A 22,005-nucleotide genomic window follows, 5' to 3' on the forward strand; every position below is an offset into this window, starting at 1 on the left:
CGCCCCTGCGATCACTCCGAGGAGAGGACCCGTGATCACCCACCCCGAGCTGCGCCGTGCCGCCGGGCACGCCCGGCGGCCTCTGCTGGCCGCCGCCGCCCTGCAGGGGGCCGTCACCCTCACGCACCTCGCGCAGGCCGCGCTGCTCGCCGTCGCCCTCGCCGGCCTGGCCCGGGGCGACACGGACCGGCTCCCCCTGCTCCTCGGAGCGGTGCTCGGCGTCGTCGCCGCCCGGGCCCTGCTCGGCACGTGGCAGCGACGTACCGCCGGCCGTGCCGGCGCACAGGTCAGGGTGCGCCTCAGGGACGAACTCCTCGTCCACCTCGGACGGCTCGGACCCGCACACCTGACCTCCGCGCGCGCCGGGGCCGTCCGCACCACACTCGTCGACGGGGTGGAGGGCGTCGACGCCTACGTCTCCCGCTACCTGCCCCAGCTCCTCATCACCCTCACCGTGCCGCCCCTGCTGCTCGCCGCCCTGGCCGTCGTCGAACCGCGCGCACTCCTCGGCCTCGTCCCCGCCCTGCTGCTCGCCCTCGCCGGGCCGCGCGCCTGGGACCGGCTCCTCGCCAAGCGCGGCAAGGAGCACTGGGACACCTACGAAGCTCTCGGCGCCGACTACCTGGAGGCGCTGCAGGGCATGCCCGCCCTCCGGGCAGCGGGCGCCGTCGGGCGCGCCCGGAAACGGCTTCAGCAGCGTTCCGCGGCCCTGCACCGGGCGACCGTCGCCAAGCTCCGCGTGTCGCTCGTCGACACCGGCCTGACCGATCTGGCCATCCAGGGCGGCGTCGTGGCCGCCGCGCTGCTCGGCTGCTGGTCGGCCGTCACCGGATCCACCACGGCGACGGGCACCTATCTGGTGCTGCTCCTGGCCTCCGAGTGCTTCCGGCCCGTGCGCGACCTGTCCCGCGAGTGGCACGCCGGGTACCTGGGTGTGTCGGCCGCGGACGGGCTCGCGGCGCTGCGCACGGCCGAACCGGCGGTCCCCGACACGGGAACAGCACAGGCGCGCCGGTCCGCCCCGCCCGAACTGCGCTTCGACAACGTGGAGTTCACCTACGAGGGCGCGCAGGAACCCACCGTGCGCCAGGTCACCTTCACCGCCGAGGCAGGGCGCACCACGGCCGTCGTCGGCCCGTCGGGCGCCGGCAAGTCCACGCTGCTCGCCCTGCTCCTGCGCCACCGCGACCCGCAGCAGGGCCGGATCCTCATCGGCGGCCGCGCCGTGACCGAGTACGCCCTCGACTCGCTGCGCCGGAGCATCGCCGTCGTCTCCCAGGAGACGTACCTCTTCCACGCCACCATCGCCGACAACCTGCGCCTCGCCCGGCCGGCGGCCACGGACGAGGAACTCGTACGGGCGGCGCGCACCGCCGGCATCCACGACGAGATCGCCGCCCTCCCCGACGGCTACGCCACCGTCCTCGGCGAACGCGGCGCCACCCTGTCCGGCGGCCAGCGCCAGCGGCTCGCCCTCGCGCGCGCCCTGCTGGCCGACGCTCCGGTCCTCGTCCTCGACGAGGCCACCAGCGCCGTCGACGAACGCCGGGAGGCCGGCATCGTCCGCGAACTGCTCGACGCCGTGGGCGGCCGCACCGTCCTGCTGGTCGCCCACCGGCTCGCCGCCGTGCGGCACGCCGACCGCATCGTGGTGCTGGACGGCGGGCGCGTGGATGCCATCGGCGATCACGCCACCCTCGTCGAGGCCGGGGGCGTCTACGCCGACCTCGTCAAGGCGGGCCGCACGCACGAAGAAGGGCTCGCCGCATGAGCAGCACCACCGACAGCACCACGGCCGAGCTGACCGCCGTGCCCGCACGCGGCTCACTGCGCGCCCTGCTGCCCGCCCTCGCCGGGCACCGTGCCATGATGGCCCGCACCTGCGCCGCCGCCCTCGTCGAACAGGGCTCGCTGGTCACCCTGTTGACGCTGGCCGCGCACACCGTCGGCACCGCCGTCATCGAGGGCCGGGCCCCCTTGGCCGGTACGGTCACCGCTCTCGTCGTCCTGGTCCTCGTCCGCGCCCTGATGACCTGGCGCGAGATGGACCTCTCGCACGACCTGGCCTACCGGGTGCTGGCCGAACTGCGCGTGCGGATCTTCGACGGGCTCGCCCGCAGCGCACCCGCCCGGGTGGCCGGCAAGCGCAGCGGAGACCTCGCCGCCACCGCGATGGCCGATGTCGAGGCCCTGGAGTTCTTCTACGCCCACACCACGGCCCAACTCCTCGCGTCCGGCGTGGTGTTCGCCGGTGGAGTCACGGCACTGGCCACGGTCGAGCCGTGGCTGCTCATGGCGATGCTGCCGGTCGCCGCGCTGCTCGCCGCGGCGCCCTTCGCCGATGCGAGCGGACGTGCGGTGCGGGGAGCCCGTACCCGGGCGTCCTCGGCGAAACTCTCGGCGGACACCGTGGAAACCGTCGACGGGCTGCGCGAGCTGCTCGCCTTCGGAGGACTCGCCGAGCGGCGCGCCCGTCTCGCCGAACAGGGCCGGAAGGTGGGCGAGGCCCAGCGGGCCGAGGCGACCTGGGAAGCCATGGCCGCCGCTGTCCGGGACGCCCTCATCGTCCTCGCGGTCCTCGGCGTGGTGGCCACCGCGGCCCAGTCCGTGACCTCCGGGCGGCTGCATGGCGCATGGGCCCCGGCGGCGATGGCACTGGCCGTGTCAGTGCTCGGCCCGGTCGCCGAGTCGGCCCGGGCACTGAGCCAGGCCGTGGGTCTGCGCGCCGCGGCCGCCCGCGTCGACGCGGCCCTGAAAGCCCCGGCGCTCGCCCCGCCGCCCGCCTCACCCCGCCCGCTTCCCGCGGGCCCACTGGGCGTCCGGCTGCACCGGGTGAGCTTCGGCTACGGCGGCCGACCCGTGCTGGACGGCGTCGATCTGACGGTTCCGGCGGGGCAGACTCTCGCCCTGGTCGGTGTCTCGGGGGCGGGCAAGTCGACCTGCGCACACCTGCTGGCCCGCTTCTGGGATCCCTCCGCGGGAGCCGTCCAGCTGGTGCCCGACGGAGAGGACCCCGTCGACCTGCGCGACCTGACCGACGCCCAGCTCCGCGGCGCCGTCGCCGTGGTCGGTCAGGACACCCCCCTCTTCCACGGAACCCTCGCCGACAATCTGCTCCTCAGCGCCCCCGGTGCGGAGGAGCAACTGCTGGCCGCGACAGCCCGGTTGTGCGGCGTCGACCGGATCGCCCCCCTGGAGACCCTCGTCGGCGAGCGCGGCGCCACCCTCTCCGGCGGTCAGCGCGCCCGCGTCGCCCTGGCCCGCGCCCTGCTGGCGGAGCCCAGGGTCCTCGTGCTCGACGAGACCACCGCCCACCTGGACAACGCCTCGGACGCCCGGCTCGCCACCGCGCTCGGCAAGGGGCACCGCACCACGATCGTCATCGCCCACCGCCCCGCCACCATCCGCCGCGCCGACCGCGTCGCCGTCCTCGAAGCCGGCCGTATCTCCGAGGAAGGAACCTGGGACGAACTCACCGCCCGCCCCGACAGCGCACTCAACCGAGTCCTGGCCGTCACGTCGCCTTGACGCCGCCGGCCCACGGGACGCGGTCTCGTGGGCCGGCGCCCGCCGATCACGGCAGCTGAACGAGGGTGAGCCGGTAGGCCTTGACGTGCGGCAGGTTCCGCCCGGCAAGGTCGGTGATCATCTGCCGGCAGGTGCCCGGCAACGCCTCGAACATCCGGGACGGCAGCGCGTCGAGCGTGTGCGAGGCGAGGACCCGCGTCCCGGGCCGCCACGTGCTGAGTTCGGCCGGATCCGCACAGGCCCACCGGAAGCGCGCTTCGACCTTGCTGAGCACGTCGTGCTGGTCCTGGTTGTCGACGACCCAGGGGCCGTTGGTGTCCAGGGCCAGCAGCGAGCCGGGGAAACGCTCGGAGATCAGGTCGACGACACCCCGGACCTCCGCCTCCTCCAGGTAGGGCAGTACGGCTTCCGCGGCGAAGAAGTACGGGCCCTCCGTCCCGGAGACCGCGTCGGCCCATGCCTCGTCCGTCACCGAGCCGGCCACCATCGTCCTGCGCGGGGCGTCGCTGAAGAAGGTCCGCCGCAGGTCGATGACGTCGGGCAGGTCCAGGTCGAACCATCGGGCGCGGCCGTTGTCGACGCGTTCGAAGCGGGTGTTGAGTCCGGTGCCGATCTCCACCACGGTCCCGGTGGGATGGGCGGTGAGGAAGTCCGTGATCCAGTGGTCGAACAGGCTCGTGCGCAGGACCGAGCCGAAGAGGCTGGGCTGGTCGTCGAAGCGGCTGAAGTCGTAGTCGATCGATGCGACGATCTCCTCCGCCCTCGGGTCGCGCAGGGCGGGTTCCGGCTTGCGGTTCTCCACCGCCCGGCCGTACAGGGGGATCAGGAGCGTTTCCTGGACGGTGCCCAGGCGCACGGCGTGTTCCGTCATGGGGCGACCTCCTCGTGGGTGGGCCCATGACTCTATATGAAAATGGGATCCATTATTAAGTGTCCGGGTCCGGCAGCCTCGACCGGGTCGGGGGCCGCCATGCGTTAGCGTGGCAGGCGTTGAGAGCGAGCCCCGTGTGGGTTCGTGCTGGTTCTGGAGGTGCAGTGGGGGCAGACGTGCGGGGCAGTGCGGTTTCATGAGACTGCTGCACACTTCCGACTGGCATCTCGGCCGGGCGTTCCACCGGGTGAACATGCTCGGCGCCCAGGCCGAGTTCATCGCCCACCTCGTCACCACCGTGCGAGAGCGGGCCGTGGACGCGGTCGTCGTGTCCGGGGACGTGTACGACCGTGCGGTGCCGCCGCTCGCCGCGGTCGAGCTGTTCGACGACGCCCTGCACCGCCTCGCCGACCTCGGTGTGCCGACCGTCATGATCTCCGGGAACCACGACTCGGCCCGCCGTCTCGGCGTCGGAGCGGGCCTGATCGGACGGGCCGGCATCCATCTGAGGACCGAGCCGTCGGCGGCCGGTACCCCGGTGGTGCTGCCCGACGCCCACGGGGACGTCGCCTTCTACGGACTGCCGTACCTCGAACCCGCCCTGGTGAAGGACGAGTTCGGTGTCGAGAAGCCCGGGCACGAGGCCGTGCTCGCCGCCGCCATGGACCGGGTCCGCGCCGACCTCGCCGCCCGCGCGCCCGGCACGCGCTCCGTCGTCCTCGCGCACGCCTTCGTCACCGGCGGCGAACCCAGCGACAGCGAACGCGACATCACCGTCGGCGGCGTCGCCGCGGTGCCCGCCGGCGTGTTCGACGGCGTCGACTACGTGGCGCTCGGGCATCTGCACGGCTGCCAGACCCTCACCGACCGGATCCGCTACTCCGGCTCCCCGCTGCCCTACTCCTTCTCCGAGGCCGCCCACCGCAAGAGCATGTGGCTCGTCGACCTGGCCGCCGACGGCTCGATCGACGCCGAGCGCGTCGACTGCCCGGTGCCGCGCCCCCTGGCCCGGATCCGCGGCACGCTGGAGGACCTGCTCGCCGACCCGGAGCTGGCCCGCCACGAGGACGCGTGGGTCGAGGCCACGCTCACCGACCCGGTCCGCCCGGCCGACCCGATGGCCCGGCTCAGCGAGCGCTTCCCGCACACGCTCAGCCTCCTCTTCGACCCCGACCGGGACCGGGAGGAGACCGAGGTGTCGTACGCCCGCCGCCTCGCCGGGCGCAGCGACCAGCAGATCGCGGAGGACTTCGTCACCCATGTGCGCGGCGCCGGACCCGACGCCCGCGAACAGGGCGTGCTGCGGGACGCGTTCGACGCCGTGCGGGCCGACGAGACGGTGCGGGAGGTGGCCCGGTGAGGCTCCACCGGCTCACGCTCACCGCCTTCGGGCCCTTCGGAGGCACCCAGAGCGTCGATTTCGACGAACTGTCGGCGGCCGGCCTGTTCCTGCTGCACGGCCCGACCGGCGCCGGCAAGACGTCCGTCCTCGACGCCGTGTGCTACGCCCTGTACGGCTCGGTGCCGGGCGCCCGGCAGAGCGGCGGACAGGGCGCGACACTGCGCAGCGACCACGCCGCCCCCACGGTCCGCACCGAGGTCACCCTCGACCTCTCCGTCGCCGGGCGCCGACTGGAGATCACCCGCCAGCCGCCCTGGGAACGCCCCAAGAAACGCGGGACGGGCACGACGCTGGACAAGGCGCAGACCTGGCTCCGGGAGTACGACGCGACGGCCGGCACCTGGAAGGACCTCAGCCGCTCCCACCAGGAGATCGGCGAGGAGATCACCCAGCTGCTCGGCATGAGCCGGGAGCAGTTCTGCCAGGTCGTGCTGCTGCCGCAGGGCGACTTCGCCCGGTTCCTGCGCGCCGACGCCGAAGCCCGCGGCAAGCTGCTCGGCCGCCTGTTCGACACCCGTCGCTTCGCCGACGTGGAGAAGCGACTCGCCGAGCGCCGCCGCGCCACCGAGGCCCAGGTGCGGGACGGCGACGCCGAGCTGCTGGCCGACGCGCACCGCATGCAGCAGGCCGCCGGTGACGGCATGGAGTTGCCGGACCTCGCCCCGGGTGAACCGGGACTCGCCGAGGCCGTGCTGAGCGCGGCCGCCGTCGCCCGCGGCACCGCCCGGGAACAGCTCACCGTCGCCGAGTGCGGGCTCGCCGCCGCCGAGTCCGCGCACGCCGCGGCCGCCCGCGTTCTGGACGACGCACGCGAACTGGCCCGGCTGCAGCGGCGGTTCACCGAGGCCCGGGAACGGGCCGCGCGTCTGGAGGAGGGAGCGCAGGCGTACCGGGAGGCGCAGGCCCTCATGGAGCGGGCCCGCAAGGCCGAGGCGGTCGCGCCCGCCCTGGAGCTGCGCGAGTCCGCCGACGCCGAACACCGGCGCACCGCCGCCGCCGAGGCACGCGCGCGTGCACGGCTGCCCGAGAGCTTCGCCGACGCGGGCGCGGCCGGACTCGCGACCGCCGCCCGCCGCGCCGCGGAGGAACTGGGCGGACTGGACTCGGCCCGCCGCGCCGAACGGCGGCTCGCCGAACTCCTCGACGAACGCGCCGGCCTGGACCGGCAGGAGCGCGCCGACGCCGACCTCCTGCACGAGGCCGAGGCCTGGCTCGACGGCTGGGAGGAGACGCGCACCGCCCTCCAGGCCCGTGTCGACACCGCACAGCAGGCCGCCTCCCTCGCCGAACAGCTCGCCGTACAGCGCGAGCCCGCGCAGCAACGACTCAAGGCGGCCCGGCTGCGCGACCAGCTCGCCCAGGACACGGACGAGGCCGTCGACCAGGTCCGTACCGCGCGGGAACAGGCGCTGCGCGCCAAGCAGCACTGGCTCGACCTCAAGGAACAGCGCCTGACCGGTATCGCCGCCGAACTGGCCGCGCACCTCACCGACGGTGAGCCCTGCGCCGTCTGCGGCGCCACCGAGCATCCGGCGCCCGCCCGCAAGGTCGCCGGGCATGTCGACCGCGAGGCGGAGGACCAGGCCCTCGCCGCCCACCAGCGGGCCGACGAACAGCGCGCCGAGGCCGAGCGGCGCCTCGGCGTCGTACGGGAGGCGCTGGCCGCCGCCACCGCCGAGGCCGGTGACACCCCCACCGACCGGCTCGCCGCCGAGGTCGAGGAGCTTCAGGCGCGGTATGCGCACGCCCGCGGCGCCGCCGCCGAACTGCACTCCGCGCAGGAGCGGCTGCGGCAGGCGGGGCAGGAGCACGAACGGCGTGTCGCCGCCCGGCAGGAGGCCGCCGTGCGGACCGCCTCCCGGGTCGGTCACCGGGACCGGCTGGACCGCGAACGGGCCGTGCTGGAAGAGGAGTTGGACCGGGCGCGGGGTGCCCTGGACAGCGTCGCCGCGCGGGCCGCGCAGTTGCAGCGGCAGGCCGCGCTGCTCTCGGACGCCGCCGACGCGGCCCGTGCCGCCGAGGACGCGGCGCAGCGGCTGAAGGACGCCGACGCCCGGCTCGCCGACGCCGCCTTCCGTGCCGGCTTCGACACCCCGCAGGCCGCGGCCGCCGCCCTCCTCGACGCCGCCGCCCACCGGGAGCTGCAACGGCGGCTGGACGCCTGGCAGAGCGAGGAGGCCGCCGTACGGGCCGTCCTCGCCGAGGCCGACACCGCGGCCGCCGCCGGGCAGCCGCCCGCGGACGTCGACGCGGCCCAGCGGGCCGCCGACGACGCGGCCCGCCGCCTGCGCGACGCCGCCTCCGCCCACGACGCCGCCGGCCGGCGCTGCGCCGAACTCGACCGGCTGTCCGCCCGGGCGACCGCCGCCGTGCGCCGACTGGGGCCGCTGCGCGAGGAGTACGACCGGGTCGCCCGCCTGGCCGGCCTCACCGCCGGCACCTCGGCGGACAACGAACGCCGGATGCGCCTGGAGTCGTACGTGCTGGCCGCCCGGCTGGAGCAGGTCGCCGCCGCCGCGACGGTGCGGCTGCGGCGCATGTCGTCCGGCCGCTACACCCTCGTCCACTCCGACGACCGCACCGGACGCGGCCGCAGCGGACTCGGGCTGCACGTCGTCGACGCGTGGACCGGCCGCGAACGCGACACGGCGACGCTGTCGGGCGGCGAGACGTTCTTCGCCTCCCTCGCCCTCGCCCTCGGTCTCGCGGACGTCGTCACGGACGAGGCGGGCGGGGTGCGGCTGGACACCCTCTTCATCGACGAGGGCTTCGGCAGCCTCGACGACCAGACCCTCGACGAGGTCCTCGACGTCCTCGACTCCCTGCGCGAGCGAGACCGCAGCGTCGGCATCGTCAGCCATGTGCCCGACCTGCGGCGGCGGATCCACGCCCAGCTGGAGGTCGTCAAGGGCAGGTCGGGCTCGGTGCTGCGGCAGCGCGGCACCGGCTGAGGGACCTCGGACTCGATCACTTCCGGTGAGCCGCTAGGATCACGGCATGGTTACGGCTTGGTCGCCCTGGCGCATCGTCAGGACCCGCTCGGGTGCGGGTCCGCTGCTGCGCGTGCTGACCTTGGCCGTGCTCCTGGCCGGCGTCCTCGTCACGCACGGCATGCACGTGGACAGCGTGCAGGGACACCTTTCCACCAGCGCAACGGCCGTCACCGCACCGTCGGACGGCGGTGTCCGCCAAGCAGCCGTCGAGCCCGCGGTGCTCTCCGCCGCGGACACCGACGATCACCACGAGGGCCACGGACCCGCACATCCCGGCGAGCACTGCGTGTCCGGGCAGCCTCAGCAGGCTCCCGCCCTGGCATCGCCCTGCTGTGCAACGGCGGTTCGCGCATCGACCGGTCCCCGGGACGCCTCGACCGTTCGAGGGCCGGCCGCCGGCGGTCCCATGGACGGTGAGCCTCCCGTGGCGCTCAGAGCGGCCTCCGTGGTGCGGCAGGTCTAGAGGAACGCGGTTCCGTCCGTCGAACCCGTTCCTGCCCCCCACCCACGTCTGCCATGTCTGCCCCTCACTCCGTGCTTGCCGGAGCCGTGGCAGCAGCGCGGAGGACCCGTGTCGCCCCCTTCCCGTACACCCGCGCACGCCCTACGGGCGCCATGCGGCTCATCACCGTCCCGCCGCCTGGCTGCGGTGATCCGCGGCGCCCTAGTGATGGCGCTCGTGCTCTGCGCCGTCCTGCACGGCGTGTCCGAGGAGACACACGAGCCGGTGTCCGCGCCTGCCGCGTTCTCGGCTACGGCGATGGCGACGGCGGTGGACGAGGACCCTCATGGCCCCCACGCTCCCCACGGGGGCGAGGAGTGCGCGACGGACATGATCGTGCGCACCGCGGCCCAGCCGACCGAGGAACGTGCCCTCGGCGCGCTGGCCGTCGTCCTCCTCGCCGTGACCGTGGCGGTCGCGAGGCCCCTCGTACGGCGTGAACGCCGTAGACGTCGCAGCGCACGCACCGGCCGCTTGGCGCTCGCAGTCACGTCGCGGTGGCGGATCTAGACCACTCGCTCGCAGCCGACCGACGTCACGGCTGCCGCGTGCCCATGGCCCGGGCGCGGACGCACGGTCCGCCCCATGGCCAGGACGCGCGAGATGCACCCGCACCGGTATTCATCGAGCGAGAGTGAACACACAGACATGCAGTCATCGACCAAGGCCGGGACCCCTTCCGGCCAGCCCGGCCAGCCCGGCCAGTCCGCCCTGTCCGGACTGGTGGGCAACACCCCGCTGCTGCGGGTGTCGGAGCCGCTGGCGCCCGCCGGGCGTGGCTTCTGGGCGAAGCTCGAAGGCTTCAACCCCGGCGGCATCAAGGACCGTCCGGGGCTGCACATGGTGGAGCGGGCCCGCGCCCGGGGCGACCTGCGGCCCGGTGGGCGCATCATCGAGTCCACCAGCGGGACCCTGGGACTGGGTCTGGCGCTGGCCGGGATGGTGTACGGCCACCCGGTCACCCTGGTCACCGATCCCGGGCTGGAGTTGTCCATGACCCGGCTGCTGACCGCGTACGGCGCCCGGGTCAACGTCGTCTCCGAGCCGCACCCCACCGGCGGCTGGCAGCAGGCCCGCCGCGACCGCGTCCAGCGACTGCTGGAGCAGCACCCCGGCTCCTGGTGCCCTGACCAGTACAACAACCCCGACAACGTCGCCGCCTACACCCCGCTGGCGCTCGAACTCGCCTCCGAGATGGGCCACATCGACATGCTGGTGTGCAGCGTCGGCACCGGCGGCCACTCGGCCGGCGTCTCCCGCGTGCTGCGCCAGCTCTACCCCGAGCTCACCGTCGTCGGCGTGGACACCATCGGCTCCACGATCTTCGGCCAGCCCGCCCGGCCCCGGCTGATGCGCGGACTCGGCTCCAGCATCTACCCCCGCAACGTCGCCTACGAGAACTTCTCCGAAGTGCACTGGGTCGCCCCGCACGAGGCCGTGTGGACCTGCCGACAGCTGGCCGCCTCCCACTACGCCACCGGCGGGTGGAGTGTCGGCGCCGTAGCGCTGGTGGCCGGCTGGCTGGCCCGCACGATGCCGGCGGACGCCCGGATCGTCGCGATCTTCCCCGACGGTCCGCAGCGCTACCTGGGGACGGTCTACGACGACGACTACTGCGCCGCCCACGGCCTGCTGGAGTCACCACCGGCGCCCGAACCGGAGCTGCTCGGCCGCCTGGACGAGAAGGAGGTCACCCGCTGGACCCGGTGCACCACCGTCGTCGATCCCCTCACCCTGCGAGACGCTCAGGGCGCATCGGACGCTTCGGAGGAGGACCGGTGAAGGGGCTGTACACCCAGGTCCGGTCGTACGAGGGCAGCGTCCAGCTGTTGATGGTCAACCAGTTCACCATCAACCTGGGCTTCTACATGCTGATGCCCTATCTGGCCGCTCACCTCTCCGGAACGCTCGGGCTGGCCGGCTGGATCGTCGGACTCGTCCTCGGCGTACGCAACTTCAGCCAGCAGGGCATGTTCCTGGTCGGGGGCACACTCGCCGACCGTCTGGGCTACAAGCCGCTGATCGTCGCCGGATGCGTGCTGCGCACCGTCGGCTTCGCGACGCTCGGCCTGGTCGATTCCCTGCCCGCCCTGCTCGCCGCCTCGGCGGCCACCGGGCTGGCCGGGGCGCTGTTCAACCCGGCCGTACGGGCGTACCTCGCGGCCGACGCCGGGGAGCGCAGGGTCGAGGCCTTCGCCCTGTTCAACGTGTTCTACCAGGCGGGCATCCTGCTGGGCCCGTTGGCCGGCATGGTGCTGACCGGCGTGGACTTCCGCATCACCTGCCTGGTGTCGGCCGGGATCTTCGCGCTGCTGAGCGTCGTACAGATCCGCGCACTGCCCGCCAGGAGGTCGGAGGACACCGGGCGGCAGGGCGCCCCCGCCGACGAGGGTGTGCTGACCCAGTGGCGCGGCATTCTCGCCAACCGGCCGTTCCTGCTCTTCTCCCTCGCCATGATCGGTTCGTACGTCCTGTCCTTCCAGGTCTACCTGGCGCTGCCGCTGGAGGTGCGACGGCTCGGCGGGGACGGGGAGTTCGGCACGGCGGCGGTGGCGACGCTCTTCGCCATGTCCGGGCTGACCACGATCCTCGGCCAGACGCGCGTGACGGCGTGGTGCAAGGCGCGGTACGAGCCGGGACAGGCGCTCGTGCGCGGGCTCGCGGCCATGGGGCTGGCCTTCGTGCCCCTGCCGCTCGCCACCGCCGTGCCGGTACCGGAGTCCGGGATCGGGCTGTGGCTGCTCGCGGCGGTTCCGCCGACGCTCGCGGCGCTGCTGCTGGCCATCGGCACGATGATCGCGTACCCGTTCGAGATGGACACCATCGTCCGTCTGTCCGGTGACCGCCTCGTCGCCACCCACTACGGGCTGTACAACACGATCTGCGGCATCGGCATCACCGTCGGGAACCTCGGCACGGGCGCCGCGCTCGACGCCGCCCGCGCGGCCGGGATGCCCGCGCTGCCCTGGATCACCCTGTGCGCGCTCGGCCTGGCCTGCGCGGCCGCCCTGTACGGCCTGCACCGCACCGGCCGACTGGCGGCACCGCCGGCCTCCGAGCCGCTCACCGCGACCGCCTGACCCACCGGCCCACCGGCCCGGGGGCGGGGCACCGCACGGTGCCCCGCCCCCACCCGAGACGCCGACGGCTTCGCGTATCGGGTGCGGCTGCCGAACCCCCGATTTTTTGCCGCGAGTTGACCCTGTAGGTTCTTGCGCCATGGTGCGATACGCGGAACCGGGCGTCGTGGAGTGGGTGGAGTCGGGCGGCGGGCCGCTGATAGCGGTACCCGAGACCGTCCTGCCGTTCTGGGCGGGCGCCGACGGCGAGGAGACGGCGTCGGACTACGACCGGGCCTGCGAGGTGGACGGACACGTCGGACTCCTCCCGGTCGGCGACTGCACGGCCCTGGTCCTGGGCGACGAACCCGCCTCCACCGCCTACCTGCCCGACCACGGCGCGTTCGTCCGGTGGTGCGCCGGCGACTCCGAGGACGAACTGCTGGCGAGCGTCCCCGCGGCGATCCGGACCGCGGAGTGGGGGACCGAGGTGAACTGGGAAGTACCCGGCACGGTCCTCCTGTTCGACGCGGCCTGGCCCGGTACGGACACCTCCGGGACCGACCACGTACGGATCGCCCTGGAGCCCGGCCGGTACGCGGTGCGCGCGGCCCGGGTCCAGCCGGGTCCCGAGACCTGGCTCGACCTGGTCCACCTCCGTCTGCTGGCGCCGCGGTAGTCACCCCACGCCCCGGAGGAAAATCATGTGCGTCGGGCCGTGGGGGCCTACCACGATGAACCCATGCCCCGTCTTCCCCACCCCACCCCCGCAGAACTGCGCCGCCACCCCCTGCCCCTGCGCGGCCGGGCCGCGTTGGTCACCGGCGCCAGCCGCCGCGGCGGCATCGGACACGCCGTCGCCCGCCGCCTCGCCGCCTACGGGGCGAGCGTCTACCTGCACCACCACGTGCCGCACGACGCCGGCCAACCCTGGGGCGCGGACCGCCCCGAGGACGTCCTCGCCTCGGTACGCGACGCACTGGGCGATCCCTGGGCCCGGGTCGTCGCCGGCCCCGGTGACCTGGCCGACCCGGCCGTGCCCGCCGCACTCGTCGCCAGGGCCGCCGACGCGCTCGGCGGACGCCTCGACATCCTCGTCGCCAACCACGCGCAGAGCGGGTTCGACGGCGCCCTGGACGAGATCGACACGGCGATGCTCGACACGCACTGGGCGGTCGACACCCGCTCCGTGATCCTGCTCGTCCAGGCCTACGCCCGGCTGCGGGCCGCACTGCCGCCCCGCACCCCGGGCGGACGCGTGATGATGATGACGTCCGGGCAGGACATCGCGGGCGGCATGCCCGGGGAGCTGGCCTACGCCCTCCAGAAGGGCGCCCTCGCCTCCGTCACGCGGTCCCTCGCGACGGCGCTCGCCGAACACGCGGTCACCGTCAACACCGTCAACCCCGGCCCCGTGGACACGGACTACATGACCGGCGCCGACTACGAGGCCGTCGCCGCCCGCTTCCCCGCCGGACGGTGGGGCATGCCCGACGACCCGGCCCGCCTCATCGCGTGGCTCGCCACGGACGAGGGGGAGTGGGTCACCGGGCAGGTCATCGATTCCGAGGGCGGCTTCCGGCGCTGATCAGAGGGCGGACAGCTCGTCCACCAGATCGTCCAGGCCCAGGGAGCCCTGGGACAGTGCCGCCATGTGCCAGGCCTTCGGGTCGAAGGCGTCCCCGTGCCGGGCGCGGGCCTTCTCGCGGCCCAGCAGCCAGGCCCGCTCGCCGAGCTTGTAGCCGATGGCCTGGCCCGGCATCGACAGGTAGCGGGTCAGTTCGCTCTCCACGAAGTCCGACGGGCGGCTGCTGTGCGCACCGAAGAACTCCTGCGCCAGCGCGGGCGTCCAGCGCTCGCCGGGGTGGAACGGCGAGTCGTCCGGGATCGTCAGCTCCAGGTGCATGCCGATGTCGATGATCACGCGCACGGCCCGCATCATCTGGGCGTCCAGATAGCCGAGCCGGCGCTCGGCGTCCGTCAGGAAGCCCAGTTCGTCCATCAGCCGCTCCGCGTACAGGGCCCAGCCCTCGGCGTTGGCGCTCACCATGCCGACGCTCGCCTGGTAGCGGGAGAGGTCCTTCGCCACGTGCTTCCACTGGGCCAGCTGGAGGTGGTGGCCGGGCACGCCCTCGTGGTACCAGGTCGACACCAGGTCGTAGACCGGGAAGCGGTCCAGGCCCATGGTCGGCAGCCAGGTGCAGCCCGGGCGGGAGAAGTCGTCCGACGGGGGCGTGTAGTACGGGGCCGCGGCGCTGCCGGGCGGCGCGATGCGCGACTCGACCCGGCGCACCCGCTCGGCCAGGTCGAAGTGGGTGCCGTCGAGCGCGTTCATCGCCTCGTCCATCAGGCCCTGCAACCAGTCGCGGACCTCGTCGACGCCCTCGATGTGCGTCCCGTGCTCGTCGAGATGCGCCAGCGCCACCCAGGGGGTGGCCGCGCCCGGCAGGATCTTCTCGGCCTCGGCCTTCATCTCGCCGAGGAGACGGTGGTACTCGGACCAGCCGTAGGCGTACGCCTCGTCCAGGTCGAGGTCCGTGCCGTTGTAGTACCGCACCCAGCGCGCGTACCGCTCCCGGCCCACCACGTCCGGGGCGCCCTCGATCGCCGGCGTGTACACGTCCCGCATCCAGTCCCGCAGCCGCACCACGGCCTCGGTGGCCCCGCGGGCCGCCGTCTCCAGCTCGGGCCGCAGCGACTCGGGGCCGGCGGCGGCGTACTGCTCGAACCAGCCGTGGCCCTGCCCGTCCGCGTCGGCCCACTCGCCGAGCTGCTCCACGAAGGTGGCCGTCGCGCGGGGCCCGGCGTACAGCTTCCGCTCCAGGCCGAGCGCCAGGGACTCCCGGTAGCCCTCCAGAGCGGCCGGGACCGCGCGCAGCCGCTCGGCGATCGCCGTCCAGTCCTCCTCCGACTGCGCCGGCGTCACGGTGAACACCTGCCGCACCGCGTGCGCGACGGAGCTCAGGTTGCTGACGGAGCGCAGGCTCTCGTCGGCCTCGTGCACGGCGAGTTCCGCGGTGAGCCGCTCGCGCAGCAGCCGGCCGCAGCGGCGTTCGATGTCGCTGTCCGCTCCGGGCTGCCGCTCGGCCTCGTCCAGCCGGGCCAGCGTCCGGCGCGCCAGCTCCGCGAACGCCTCCTGGCCCGCGGGCGAGGTGTCGGGCAGCCTGCTCGAACTCTCCTTCACGCCGAGGAACGTGCCGGTGATCGGGTCGAGGGCGACGAGCTCGTCGACGTAGGCGTCGGCGACCTCACGGGGCAGCGGGCTCTTGATCTCAGACATGCGGCCATCCTCGTACGAGGGGCCGCACACGTCACGCGGATTGAGCCGTGGGCGAAGGCGGCAGCAGCGGCCCGCACTCCCACTGCTGGAAGATCAGCCGGGTCTCCACCCGGGCCACCTCCCGCCGGGCCGTGAACTCGTCCAGCACGAGCCGCTGGAGATCGGCCATGTCGGCGACCGCGACATGGACCAGATAGTCGTCCGGCCCGGTCAGATGGAAGACGGTCCGCGACTCCGGCAGCGCCCGGATCCGCTCCACGAACGGCCCGACCAGCTCCCTCCGGTGCGGCCTGACCTGCACCGACAGCAGCGCCTCCAGGCCGCGCCCCAGCTTGGCGGGGTCCAGCTCCAGCCGGTGCCCGAGGATCACCCCGGAGCGGCGCAGCCGGGCCACCCGGTCCAGACAGGTCGACGGCGCCACCCCGACCTGCGCGGCGAGATCCCGGTAGGTCGTCCGGGCGTCGTTCTGCAGCAGCCGCAGCAGATGGAGATCCACCGGGTCCAGTACGACGGATTCGGTCATCGGCCGAACGTAGCACGGGGTTCAGCCCCACGACCCCGGCCGGTGTTCACCCTTCGGTCATGGACACAGCGAGCATGGGCGCCCACGACGACGTACGCACCGCACCACGGGCACTGGCCACCGAGGCCGTGCACGCCGGGCGGGACGACCTGGCCCGGCAGGGCCTGCACGCCCCGCCGATCGACCTGTCCACCACCTACCCGTCGTACGACAGCCGCGGCGAGGCGGCCCGGATCGACGCGTTCGCCGCCACCGGCGCCGAGCCGGACGGGCCGCCCGTGTACGGACGCCTGGGCAATCCGACCGTCGCCCGCTTCGAGACGGCGCTGGCCCGACTGGAGGGCACCGAGGCGGCGGTCGCGTTCGCCAGCGGCATGGCCGCGCTGAGCGCCGTCCTCCTCGTCCGCGGCTCGATGGGTTTGCGGCACGCCGTCGCCGTACGCCCCCTCTACGGGTGCAGCGACCATCTGCTGACCGCGGGACTGCTGGGCTCGGAGGTGACCTGGACCGACCCTGCCGGTGTCGCCGACGCGCTGCGCCCGGACACCGGCCTGGTCATGGTCGAGTCCCCGGCCAACCCGACCCTCGCTGAGGTCGACCTGCGGGCCGTGGCGCACGCCTGCGGCTCGGTGCCGCTGCTCGTGGACAACACCTTCGCCACGCCGGTCCTGCAGCGCCCCGCCGAGCAGGGGGCGCGACTGGTGCTGCACAGCGCCACCAAGTACCTCGGCGGGCACGGGGACGTGCTGGCGGGCGTGGTCGCCTGCGACGAGGAGTTCGCGGGCCGGCTGCGCCAGGTGCGTTTCGCGACCGGCGGCGTCCTGCACCCGCTGGCCGGCTATCTGCTGCTGCGGGGCCTGTCCACCCTGCCGGTCCGGGTCCGGGCCGCCTCCGCCACCGCGGCCGAACTCGCCCGCCGCCTCGCCGCCGACCCGCGCGTGGCCCGCGTCCACTACCCCCGCATCGGCGGCGCCATGGTCTCCTTCGAAGTCCACGGCGACCCGCACGAGGTCATCGCCGGGGTACGCCTGATCACCCCGGCGGTGAGCCTCGGCAGCGTCGACACCCTGATCCAGCACCCGGCGTCCATCAGCCACCGCATCGTGGACGCGGAGGACCGCAGGGGAGCGGGGGTCGGCGATCGGCTGCTGCGCCTGTCCGTGGGCCTGGAGGACGTGGAGGACCTGTGGCTCGACCTCGCCCAGGCGCTGCGCTCCGAAAAGGGCGCGGGGCCGTACTGATGTGCGGCTCCGCCGCGTGGGCGCGAACAACCACAACGCGCCCGCACCCGCCTACGGTCATGACCTCCTACGGCGCGGACGCACTCCCCAACTCCTCCGCACCGGTCGTCACCGCGGCCTCACCCAGCCGCGCCGTGATGACCAGCGTCCCCTCCTCGACCTGGTAGTCGAGCGGCAGCCCCAGCCCCCGCATCGCCGCGACCATCCCCGTGTTGGAGGCCTGCGTCACGGCGTACACACTCGTGCACCCGGCCTCACGGGCCATCGCCACCAGTCGCCGCAGCAACTCACCGCCGATGCCACGCCGCTGCCACGCGTCCTCGACGAGCAGCGCGACCTCGGTCTCGTCCCCGTCCCACAGCAGATGACCGAGTCCGACGAGCCGCCCGGAAGCCGTCTGCACGGCCAGCGTGCGCCCGAATCGCGGGCTGAGCAGGTGGTTGAGATACCGGTCCGCGTCACCGACCGGCCCGTGGTAGCGCAGCTTCAGCGTCCGCGGCGAGCACCGCTCGTGCATCGCCCGCGCGGCCTGGAGGTCACGCGTGTCGGCCCGCCGCACGGTGATGTCGCTGCCCTCGGCGAGGGTGAGCACGTCCCGGCCGTGCGGGACGCGCGGACCGAGCCGGGCGTCCAGTTCCACCAGGGCCCTGGCCCGGGCGAACTCGGTCGGGGTGAACGGCAGGTACGGCCGCTCGACGGTGATCACTCCGCCTTCCGGGGCGCGCAGCCGCATCACCGTGTCGTCGAGGGCGCCCTCCACCGGAAGGCTCCCCGGCACGCGGTCGCCGGCGGTCGGCGCGGGCTGCGAACGGATGGTGCACCGGCCCAGCAACTGCCGCAGAGCCAGCGGGAGCTCCGCCGCGTCCAGGGCCGTGCGGGCGGCCAGTGAGAGGACCCGGGTCGGCGCGTCCACCAGGTCGTGCGCGTCGGCCCGCTCGATCCAGGTGTCGGATCCGCCGGCCGACCGGACGGCCGTGGTGATCGCGGACGCCGACAGCTCTCCGGGGGCCCGCAGCAGGAACTCGTCCACCGTGCCCTCGGCCAGCGGGTGCGTCTGGAGGCTGAGGATGTCGACCCGCTGCCCGGCGAGTGCCGTGCACAGCGCCGCCAGCGACCCGGGCTCGTCCTTCACCGTGGTCCGCATCCGCCACAGCGTGTTCGCCCCCGGCACCGGCTCCGGTGCCGGGGACCCGGTATCGCCCGTCGGCGGCGCGTGTTCGTGGCGTCGTGTTCGCCAGGCCCGGAACGCCGCCGCGAGCCGCTGCCGGCGGCCCGCCCGGCCGCCGTCGAGGTGCTTCACTTCCGTCACTTCTCGCGTCATGCACCCACTGTGACGGAACGGTGTTGCGTGATCACGAACGCCTTGTGACTGGCGGGTAAAAAGGGCATCGTGCCCTCTTTATCACCCCTTCAAACGTTGCGCTCCGTACCTACTGGCCGACCCGGCCCGGCTGGAGCACCTGGGTGAAGAGCACGGTGCCGTCCTGCTCGCGCAGACGCACCGTCAGCTCGCCGCTGCCGCCGTCGATATCGACCTCGCCGAAGAACTGGTAGCCGCCCGCGGGCGAGACGTTGGCGGTGGTCGGGGCCTTCACGAAGACGCGCTCCGGGCCGAAGGTGCCGTCGAGCGTGTTCGCCGGGAAGGCACCGGCGTTGAGCGGGCCGGACACGAACTCCCAGAACGGCTCGAAGTCGGTGAAGGCGGCCCGCGACGGCTGGTAGTGCTGCGCCGAGGTGTAGTGCACGTCGGCCGTCAGCCACACCGTGCCCGTGATCCGCCGGTGCTTGATGAACCGCAGCAGCTCGGCGATCTGCAGCTCACGCCCGAGCGGCGCGCCGGGATCGCCCTGGGCGACGGCCTCGATGTTCGGCTTGCCGTCGCCGGTGTCCGGGACGACCAGGCCGAGCGGCATGTCGGAGGCGATCACCTTCCACACCGCCCGGGAGCGGGACAGTTCGCGCTTGAGCCACTCCAACTGCTCACGGCCCAGGATGCCCTGCGGGTCGGTGGGCTGGTCGTCGGGGGAGTTGGCGTTGCGGTAGGTGCGCATGTCCAGGACGAAGACGTCCAGCAGCGGGCCGTGGTGCTGCACGCGGTAGACGCGGCCGTCGGGGCGGCGCAGCGTCGAGATCGGGAAGTACTCGGAGAACGCCTGGCGGGCGCGGGCCGCGAGCACGTCGACGTTCTTCTCGGTGTACCGGGTGTCGCCGAGGATCTCGCCCGGGTACCAGTTGTTGGTGACCTCGTGGTCGTCCCACTGGATGATCGAGGGCACCTGGGCGTTGAAGGCGCGCAGGTTCTCGTCCAGGAGGTTGTAACGGAAGTTGCCGCGGAACTCCGCGAGCGTCTCGGCGACCTTCGCCTTCTCCTCGGTGGTGATGTTCCGCCAGGTCCGGCCGTCGGGCAGGGCCACGGTCGAGGTGATCGGGCCGTCGGCGTAGACGTTGTCGCCGCTGCAGAGGAAGAAGTCCGGGTCCAGGGCGGCCATCGCCCGGTAGATCCGGTAGCCGCCGAGGTCCGGGTTGATGCCCCAGCCCTGTCCGGCCAGGTCGCCGGACCACACGAACCGCACGCCGTCGCGGCGTCTGGCGGACGCGGTGCGGAAGGTGCCGGTGACCGGCTCGCCGGTGCGGCGCGGGTCGTCCGGGTCGGCGAGCAGCACGCGGTAGTGGATCTGCTCGCCGGACGGCAGACCGCGCAGCGGGGTCGTGCCGGTGAAGTCCGTGCCCGGGCCCAGCAGCGGGCCGCGCCATCTGCGCGGGTTGCGGAACGACTCGGTCGCCGACGTCTCGACGATCATCCGGGCGGGCCGGTCGGAGCGCACCCACACCAGCCCGGAGTCGCAGGTCACGTCTCCGGCCTGCACCCCCCACTGCGCCTGCGGACGCCCGGACCGCGCGAAGGCCGGTGCCGCGCCGAGCGCGGTGGGCAGGGAGAGGGCCGCCGACGCGGCGAGGGAGCCGCGCAGGACGCTACGGCGCCCGGGGAACGGACGGTGTGACATGGATACGCCTCCAGGGACGGGATCCGGCCAGTGTGCAGAGCCACAACTACTGGCACGCCGCAGCGCACACACGAACCCCAAGTGAACAACTGACCGCGGGGTGAGGGAACCGGGCGGGCACGCCGGGTCACCCGGTGGCCGCCTCCGCCATCAGACGGACCCCTTCGGCGATCCGGGCCGGGGAGATGTGCGCGTAGCCCAGGACGAGTCGCACCTCCTTCGCTCCGGCGTCCCCGGGCCGCGAGTGGGTGCAGGAGGACAGCGGGCGCACCGCCACCCCGGCCGCCGCCACGCGCGCGAGGAACCCGTCCTCGGGGCCGAACCGCTCCGGCAGCGTGGCGATCACGTGCAGGCCCGCGGCGATCCCGGACACCTCCGCGCCGGGGAAGTGTTCCGCCAGGGCGGCGACCAGCGCGTCACGCCGCTCGCGGTAGGCGCGCTGGCAGCGGCGCAACTGGCGGTCGTAGTCGCCGCGTTCCACGAAGCGCGCGAACAGGGCCTGGTCGAGGGCCGGGTGGCCGAGATCCATGGTGCGTTTGCGTTCGACGATCTCCGCCGCCCAGGACTCGGGCACCAGCAGCCAGCCCAGGCGCAGGCCCGGGGCGAGGGACTTGCTGACGGAGCCCGTGTAGGCGACGTGGCCGGGGTCGAGGCCCTGGAGCGCGCCGACCGGGGCGCGGTCGTAGCGGAAGTCGCCGTCGTAGTCGTCCTCCAGGACGATGCCGTCCACGGACCGCGCCCAGTCGAGCAGTTCGGCGCGCCGGCGGGCCGAGTAGGCGATGCCGGTGGGGAACTGGTGGGCCGGTGTCGTGACGACGGCCCGTACGCCCGACTCCCGCAGCGGCCGGAGGGCGATCCCCTCGCCGTCCAGGGGAAGCGGCACGGTCGTGACCCCGGCCGCGGCGTACAGGGCGTCGTGCTGGGGACTGCCGGGGTCCTCCACGCCGACGGCGCGCACCCCGCGCGCGTGCAGCGCGAAACCGAGCAGGGTCGTCGCCTGGGCCACCCCGGAGACGATCACGATCCGCTCCGGGTCGGCCACCACGCCCCGCCGCCGGGCGAGCAGTCCGGCCAGCGCCGTCCGCAGCCCGGGCAGACCGCGCGGATCGGGGTACCCCAGCTCCTGGTGCGGCAGGTCCGCCAGCACGGCACGCTGCGCGGCGGCCCAGGCCGAGCGCGGGAACAGCGACAGGTCCGGCGTCCCGGGCACGAAGTCGGCGCGGGCACCGGGCGCGCGCGGGGCGAGGTCGCGCGCACGCGGCCGGGCGGCACGCACCGCCGCGCCCACCCACGTTCCGGCGCCCCCGCCGCTGCGCAGATAGCCCTCCGCCGTCAGCTGCTCGTACGCCTCGGTGACCAGCCCCCGCGACACGCCCAGGTCCGCCGCGAGGTCCCGGCTCGACGGCAGCCGCGTGCCCGGCGCCAGCCGGCCCGAGCGGACCGCCTCGCGCAGCGCCGCCTGGAGGGCACGGCCACGCGTGCGTGCCGGCGCCGAAGCGGCCGGGAGCAGCAACTCCCAGGCGGCGGACGCGGTACCTCTGCCCGGATCGCTCTGCGATGGCCTCATGGGGAAGACCTTAGAACGCGCCTGCCGGTGGCAG

The 22,005-nt window shown here is 74.0% G+C and carries 17 protein-coding genes; 11 read left to right on the forward strand and 6 right to left on the reverse strand.

Going from position 1 to position 22,005, the window contains the following annotated elements:
* Positions 1-31 precede the first annotated feature (31 nt).
* Complete coding sequence (locus ACSUPV_RS34795; RefSeq protein WP_436949199.1) at positions 32-1,771, forward strand: ABC transporter ATP-binding protein/permease; 1,740 nt, start codon at positions 32-34, stop codon at positions 1,769-1,771.
* On the forward strand, positions 1,768-3,528 hold the full coding sequence (locus ACSUPV_RS34800) for an ABC transporter ATP-binding protein (protein WP_436949200.1): 1,761 nt from the start codon (positions 1,768-1,770) through the stop codon (positions 3,526-3,528). The genes ACSUPV_RS34795 and ACSUPV_RS34800 overlap by 4 nt, the downstream gene beginning before the upstream one ends.
* Positions 3,529-3,574: 46 nt before the next feature.
* Here the strand turns inward: ACSUPV_RS34800 and ACSUPV_RS34805 are convergent, their stop codons facing one another.
* Entirely contained in the window at positions 3,575-4,399 is an 825-nt protein-coding gene (locus tag ACSUPV_RS34805; RefSeq protein WP_382614285.1) for a class I SAM-dependent methyltransferase, read from the reverse strand.
* A 196-nt stretch (positions 4,400-4,595) separates the two neighbouring features.
* On the opposite strand from ACSUPV_RS34805, the gene ACSUPV_RS34810 reads away from it, so the two are divergent.
* The 8 genes from ACSUPV_RS34810 (at position 4,596) to ACSUPV_RS34845 (ending at position 13,943) form a co-directional block, all read left to right on the forward strand.
* A complete protein-coding gene (locus tag ACSUPV_RS34810) occupies positions 4,596-5,759 on the forward strand; it encodes an exonuclease SbcCD subunit D (protein ID WP_436949201.1) in 1,164 nt (387 codons plus the stop codon).
* On the forward strand, positions 5,756-8,752 hold the full coding sequence (locus ACSUPV_RS34815; protein ID WP_436949202.1) for an AAA family ATPase: 2,997 nt from the start codon (positions 5,756-5,758) through the stop codon (positions 8,750-8,752). Before ACSUPV_RS34810 ends, ACSUPV_RS34815 begins: the two co-directional genes overlap by 4 nt.
* 46 nt (positions 8,753-8,798) lie before the next feature.
* On the forward strand, positions 8,799-9,257 hold the full coding sequence (locus tag ACSUPV_RS34820) for a hypothetical protein (protein ID WP_031115040.1): 459 nt from the start codon (positions 8,799-8,801) through the stop codon (positions 9,255-9,257).
* Between the two features lie 207 nt (positions 9,258-9,464).
* The gene (locus ACSUPV_RS34825) at positions 9,465-9,806 is read left to right on the forward strand and encodes a hypothetical protein (protein WP_436949203.1); all 342 of its coding nucleotides are present in this window, start codon (positions 9,465-9,467) and stop codon (positions 9,804-9,806) included.
* Positions 9,807-9,944: 138 nt separating this feature from the next.
* Positions 9,945-11,078: a PLP-dependent cysteine synthase family protein gene (locus ACSUPV_RS34830; protein WP_436949204.1), complete on the forward strand. Its 1,134-nt coding sequence runs from the start codon at positions 9,945-9,947 to the stop codon at positions 11,076-11,078.
* Positions 11,075-12,376 (forward strand): MFS transporter, encoded by a 1,302-nt coding sequence (locus ACSUPV_RS34835; RefSeq protein WP_436949205.1) that lies wholly within the window; start codon positions 11,075-11,077, stop codon positions 12,374-12,376. The genes ACSUPV_RS34830 and ACSUPV_RS34835 overlap by 4 nt, the downstream gene beginning before the upstream one ends.
* A gap of 139 nt (positions 12,377-12,515) precedes the next feature.
* Complete coding sequence (locus ACSUPV_RS34840; RefSeq protein ID WP_031115035.1) at positions 12,516-13,034, forward strand: immunity 21 family protein; 519 nt, start codon at positions 12,516-12,518, stop codon at positions 13,032-13,034.
* Positions 13,035-13,097: 63 nt separating this feature from the next.
* Positions 13,098-13,943, forward strand: a complete 846-nt coding sequence (locus ACSUPV_RS34845) for an SDR family oxidoreductase (RefSeq protein ID WP_436949206.1) — start codon at positions 13,098-13,100, stop codon at positions 13,941-13,943.
* Here the strand turns inward: ACSUPV_RS34845 and ACSUPV_RS34850 are convergent, their stop codons facing one another.
* Together ACSUPV_RS34850 and ACSUPV_RS34855 are read right to left on the reverse strand one after the other, a co-directional pair.
* Positions 13,944-15,635, reverse strand: coding sequence for a DUF885 domain-containing protein (locus ACSUPV_RS34850; protein ID WP_359793449.1), 1,692 nt, complete (start codon positions 15,633-15,635; stop codon positions 13,944-13,946).
* 31 nt (positions 15,636-15,666) lie between these two features.
* Positions 15,667-16,158, reverse strand: a complete 492-nt coding sequence (locus ACSUPV_RS34855) for an Lrp/AsnC family transcriptional regulator (RefSeq protein ID WP_031115031.1) — start codon at positions 16,156-16,158, stop codon at positions 15,667-15,669.
* 59 nt (positions 16,159-16,217) lie between these two features.
* On the opposite strand from ACSUPV_RS34855, the gene ACSUPV_RS34860 reads away from it, so the two are divergent.
* Positions 16,218-17,399 carry a trans-sulfuration enzyme family protein gene (locus ACSUPV_RS34860; protein WP_436949207.1) on the forward strand — a complete coding sequence of 394 codons (1,182 nt, stop codon included), beginning with the start codon at positions 16,218-16,220 and terminating at the stop codon, positions 17,397-17,399.
* Between the two features lie 67 nt (positions 17,400-17,466).
* On the opposite strand, the gene ACSUPV_RS34865 is transcribed toward ACSUPV_RS34860, so the two are convergent.
* From ACSUPV_RS34865 to ACSUPV_RS34875, 3 genes are all read right to left on the reverse strand, one after another.
* Positions 17,467-18,720: a GNAT family N-acetyltransferase gene (locus ACSUPV_RS34865; protein ID WP_382614272.1), complete on the reverse strand. Its 1,254-nt coding sequence runs from the start codon at positions 18,718-18,720 to the stop codon at positions 17,467-17,469.
* A 109-nt stretch (positions 18,721-18,829) separates the two neighbouring features.
* Positions 18,830-20,404 (reverse strand): alkaline phosphatase D family protein, encoded by a 1,575-nt coding sequence (locus ACSUPV_RS34870; RefSeq protein ID WP_382614270.1) that lies wholly within the window; start codon positions 20,402-20,404, stop codon positions 18,830-18,832.
* Positions 20,405-20,531: 127 nt separating this feature from the next.
* Entirely contained in the window at positions 20,532-21,971 is a 1,440-nt protein-coding gene (locus tag ACSUPV_RS34875; RefSeq protein ID WP_436949208.1) for a PLP-dependent aminotransferase family protein, read from the reverse strand.
* Positions 21,972-22,005 lie beyond the last annotated feature (34 nt).

Origin of the sequence: Streptomyces sp. SudanB52_2052 (assembly GCF_964272415.1) — a bacterium.
GTDB classification, from domain to species: Bacteria; Actinomycetota; Actinomycetes; order Streptomycetales; family Streptomycetaceae; genus Streptomyces; species Streptomyces olindensis.

Bases quoted from the DNA above. Each gene is read 5' to 3' on its own strand.
- ACSUPV_RS34800 (WP_436949200.1), top strand. From the start codon at position 1,768: ATGAGCAGCACCACCGACAGCACCACGGCCGAGCTGACCGCCGTGCCC.
- ACSUPV_RS34805 (WP_382614285.1), bottom strand. From the start codon at position 4,399: ATGACGGAACACGCCGTGCGCCTGGGCACCGTCCAGGAAACGCTCCTG.
- ACSUPV_RS34810 (WP_436949201.1), top strand. From the start codon at position 4,596: ATGAGACTGCTGCACACTTCCGACTGGCATCTCGGCCGGGCGTTCCAC.
- ACSUPV_RS34820 (WP_031115040.1), top strand. From the start codon at position 8,799: ATGGTTACGGCTTGGTCGCCCTGGCGCATCGTCAGGACCCGCTCGGGT.
- ACSUPV_RS34825 (WP_436949203.1), top strand. From the start codon at position 9,465: ATGGCGCTCGTGCTCTGCGCCGTCCTGCACGGCGTGTCCGAGGAGACA.
- ACSUPV_RS34830 (WP_436949204.1), top strand. From the start codon at position 9,945: ATGCAGTCATCGACCAAGGCCGGGACCCCTTCCGGCCAGCCCGGCCAG.
- ACSUPV_RS34840 (WP_031115035.1), top strand. From the start codon at position 12,516: ATGGTGCGATACGCGGAACCGGGCGTCGTGGAGTGGGTGGAGTCGGGC.
- ACSUPV_RS34845 (WP_436949206.1), top strand. From the start codon at position 13,098: ATGCCCCGTCTTCCCCACCCCACCCCCGCAGAACTGCGCCGCCACCCC.
- ACSUPV_RS34850 (WP_359793449.1), bottom strand. From the start codon at position 15,635: ATGTCTGAGATCAAGAGCCCGCTGCCCCGTGAGGTCGCCGACGCCTAC.
- ACSUPV_RS34855 (WP_031115031.1), bottom strand. From the start codon at position 16,158: ATGACCGAATCCGTCGTACTGGACCCGGTGGATCTCCATCTGCTGCGG.
- ACSUPV_RS34860 (WP_436949207.1), top strand. From the start codon at position 16,218: ATGGACACAGCGAGCATGGGCGCCCACGACGACGTACGCACCGCACCA.
- ACSUPV_RS34865 (WP_382614272.1), bottom strand. From the start codon at position 18,720: ATGACGCGAGAAGTGACGGAAGTGAAGCACCTCGACGGCGGCCGGGCG.
- ACSUPV_RS34870 (WP_382614270.1), bottom strand. From the start codon at position 20,404: ATGTCACACCGTCCGTTCCCCGGGCGCCGTAGCGTCCTGCGCGGCTCC.
- ACSUPV_RS34875 (WP_436949208.1), bottom strand. From the start codon at position 21,971: ATGAGGCCATCGCAGAGCGATCCGGGCAGAGGTACCGCGTCCGCCGCC.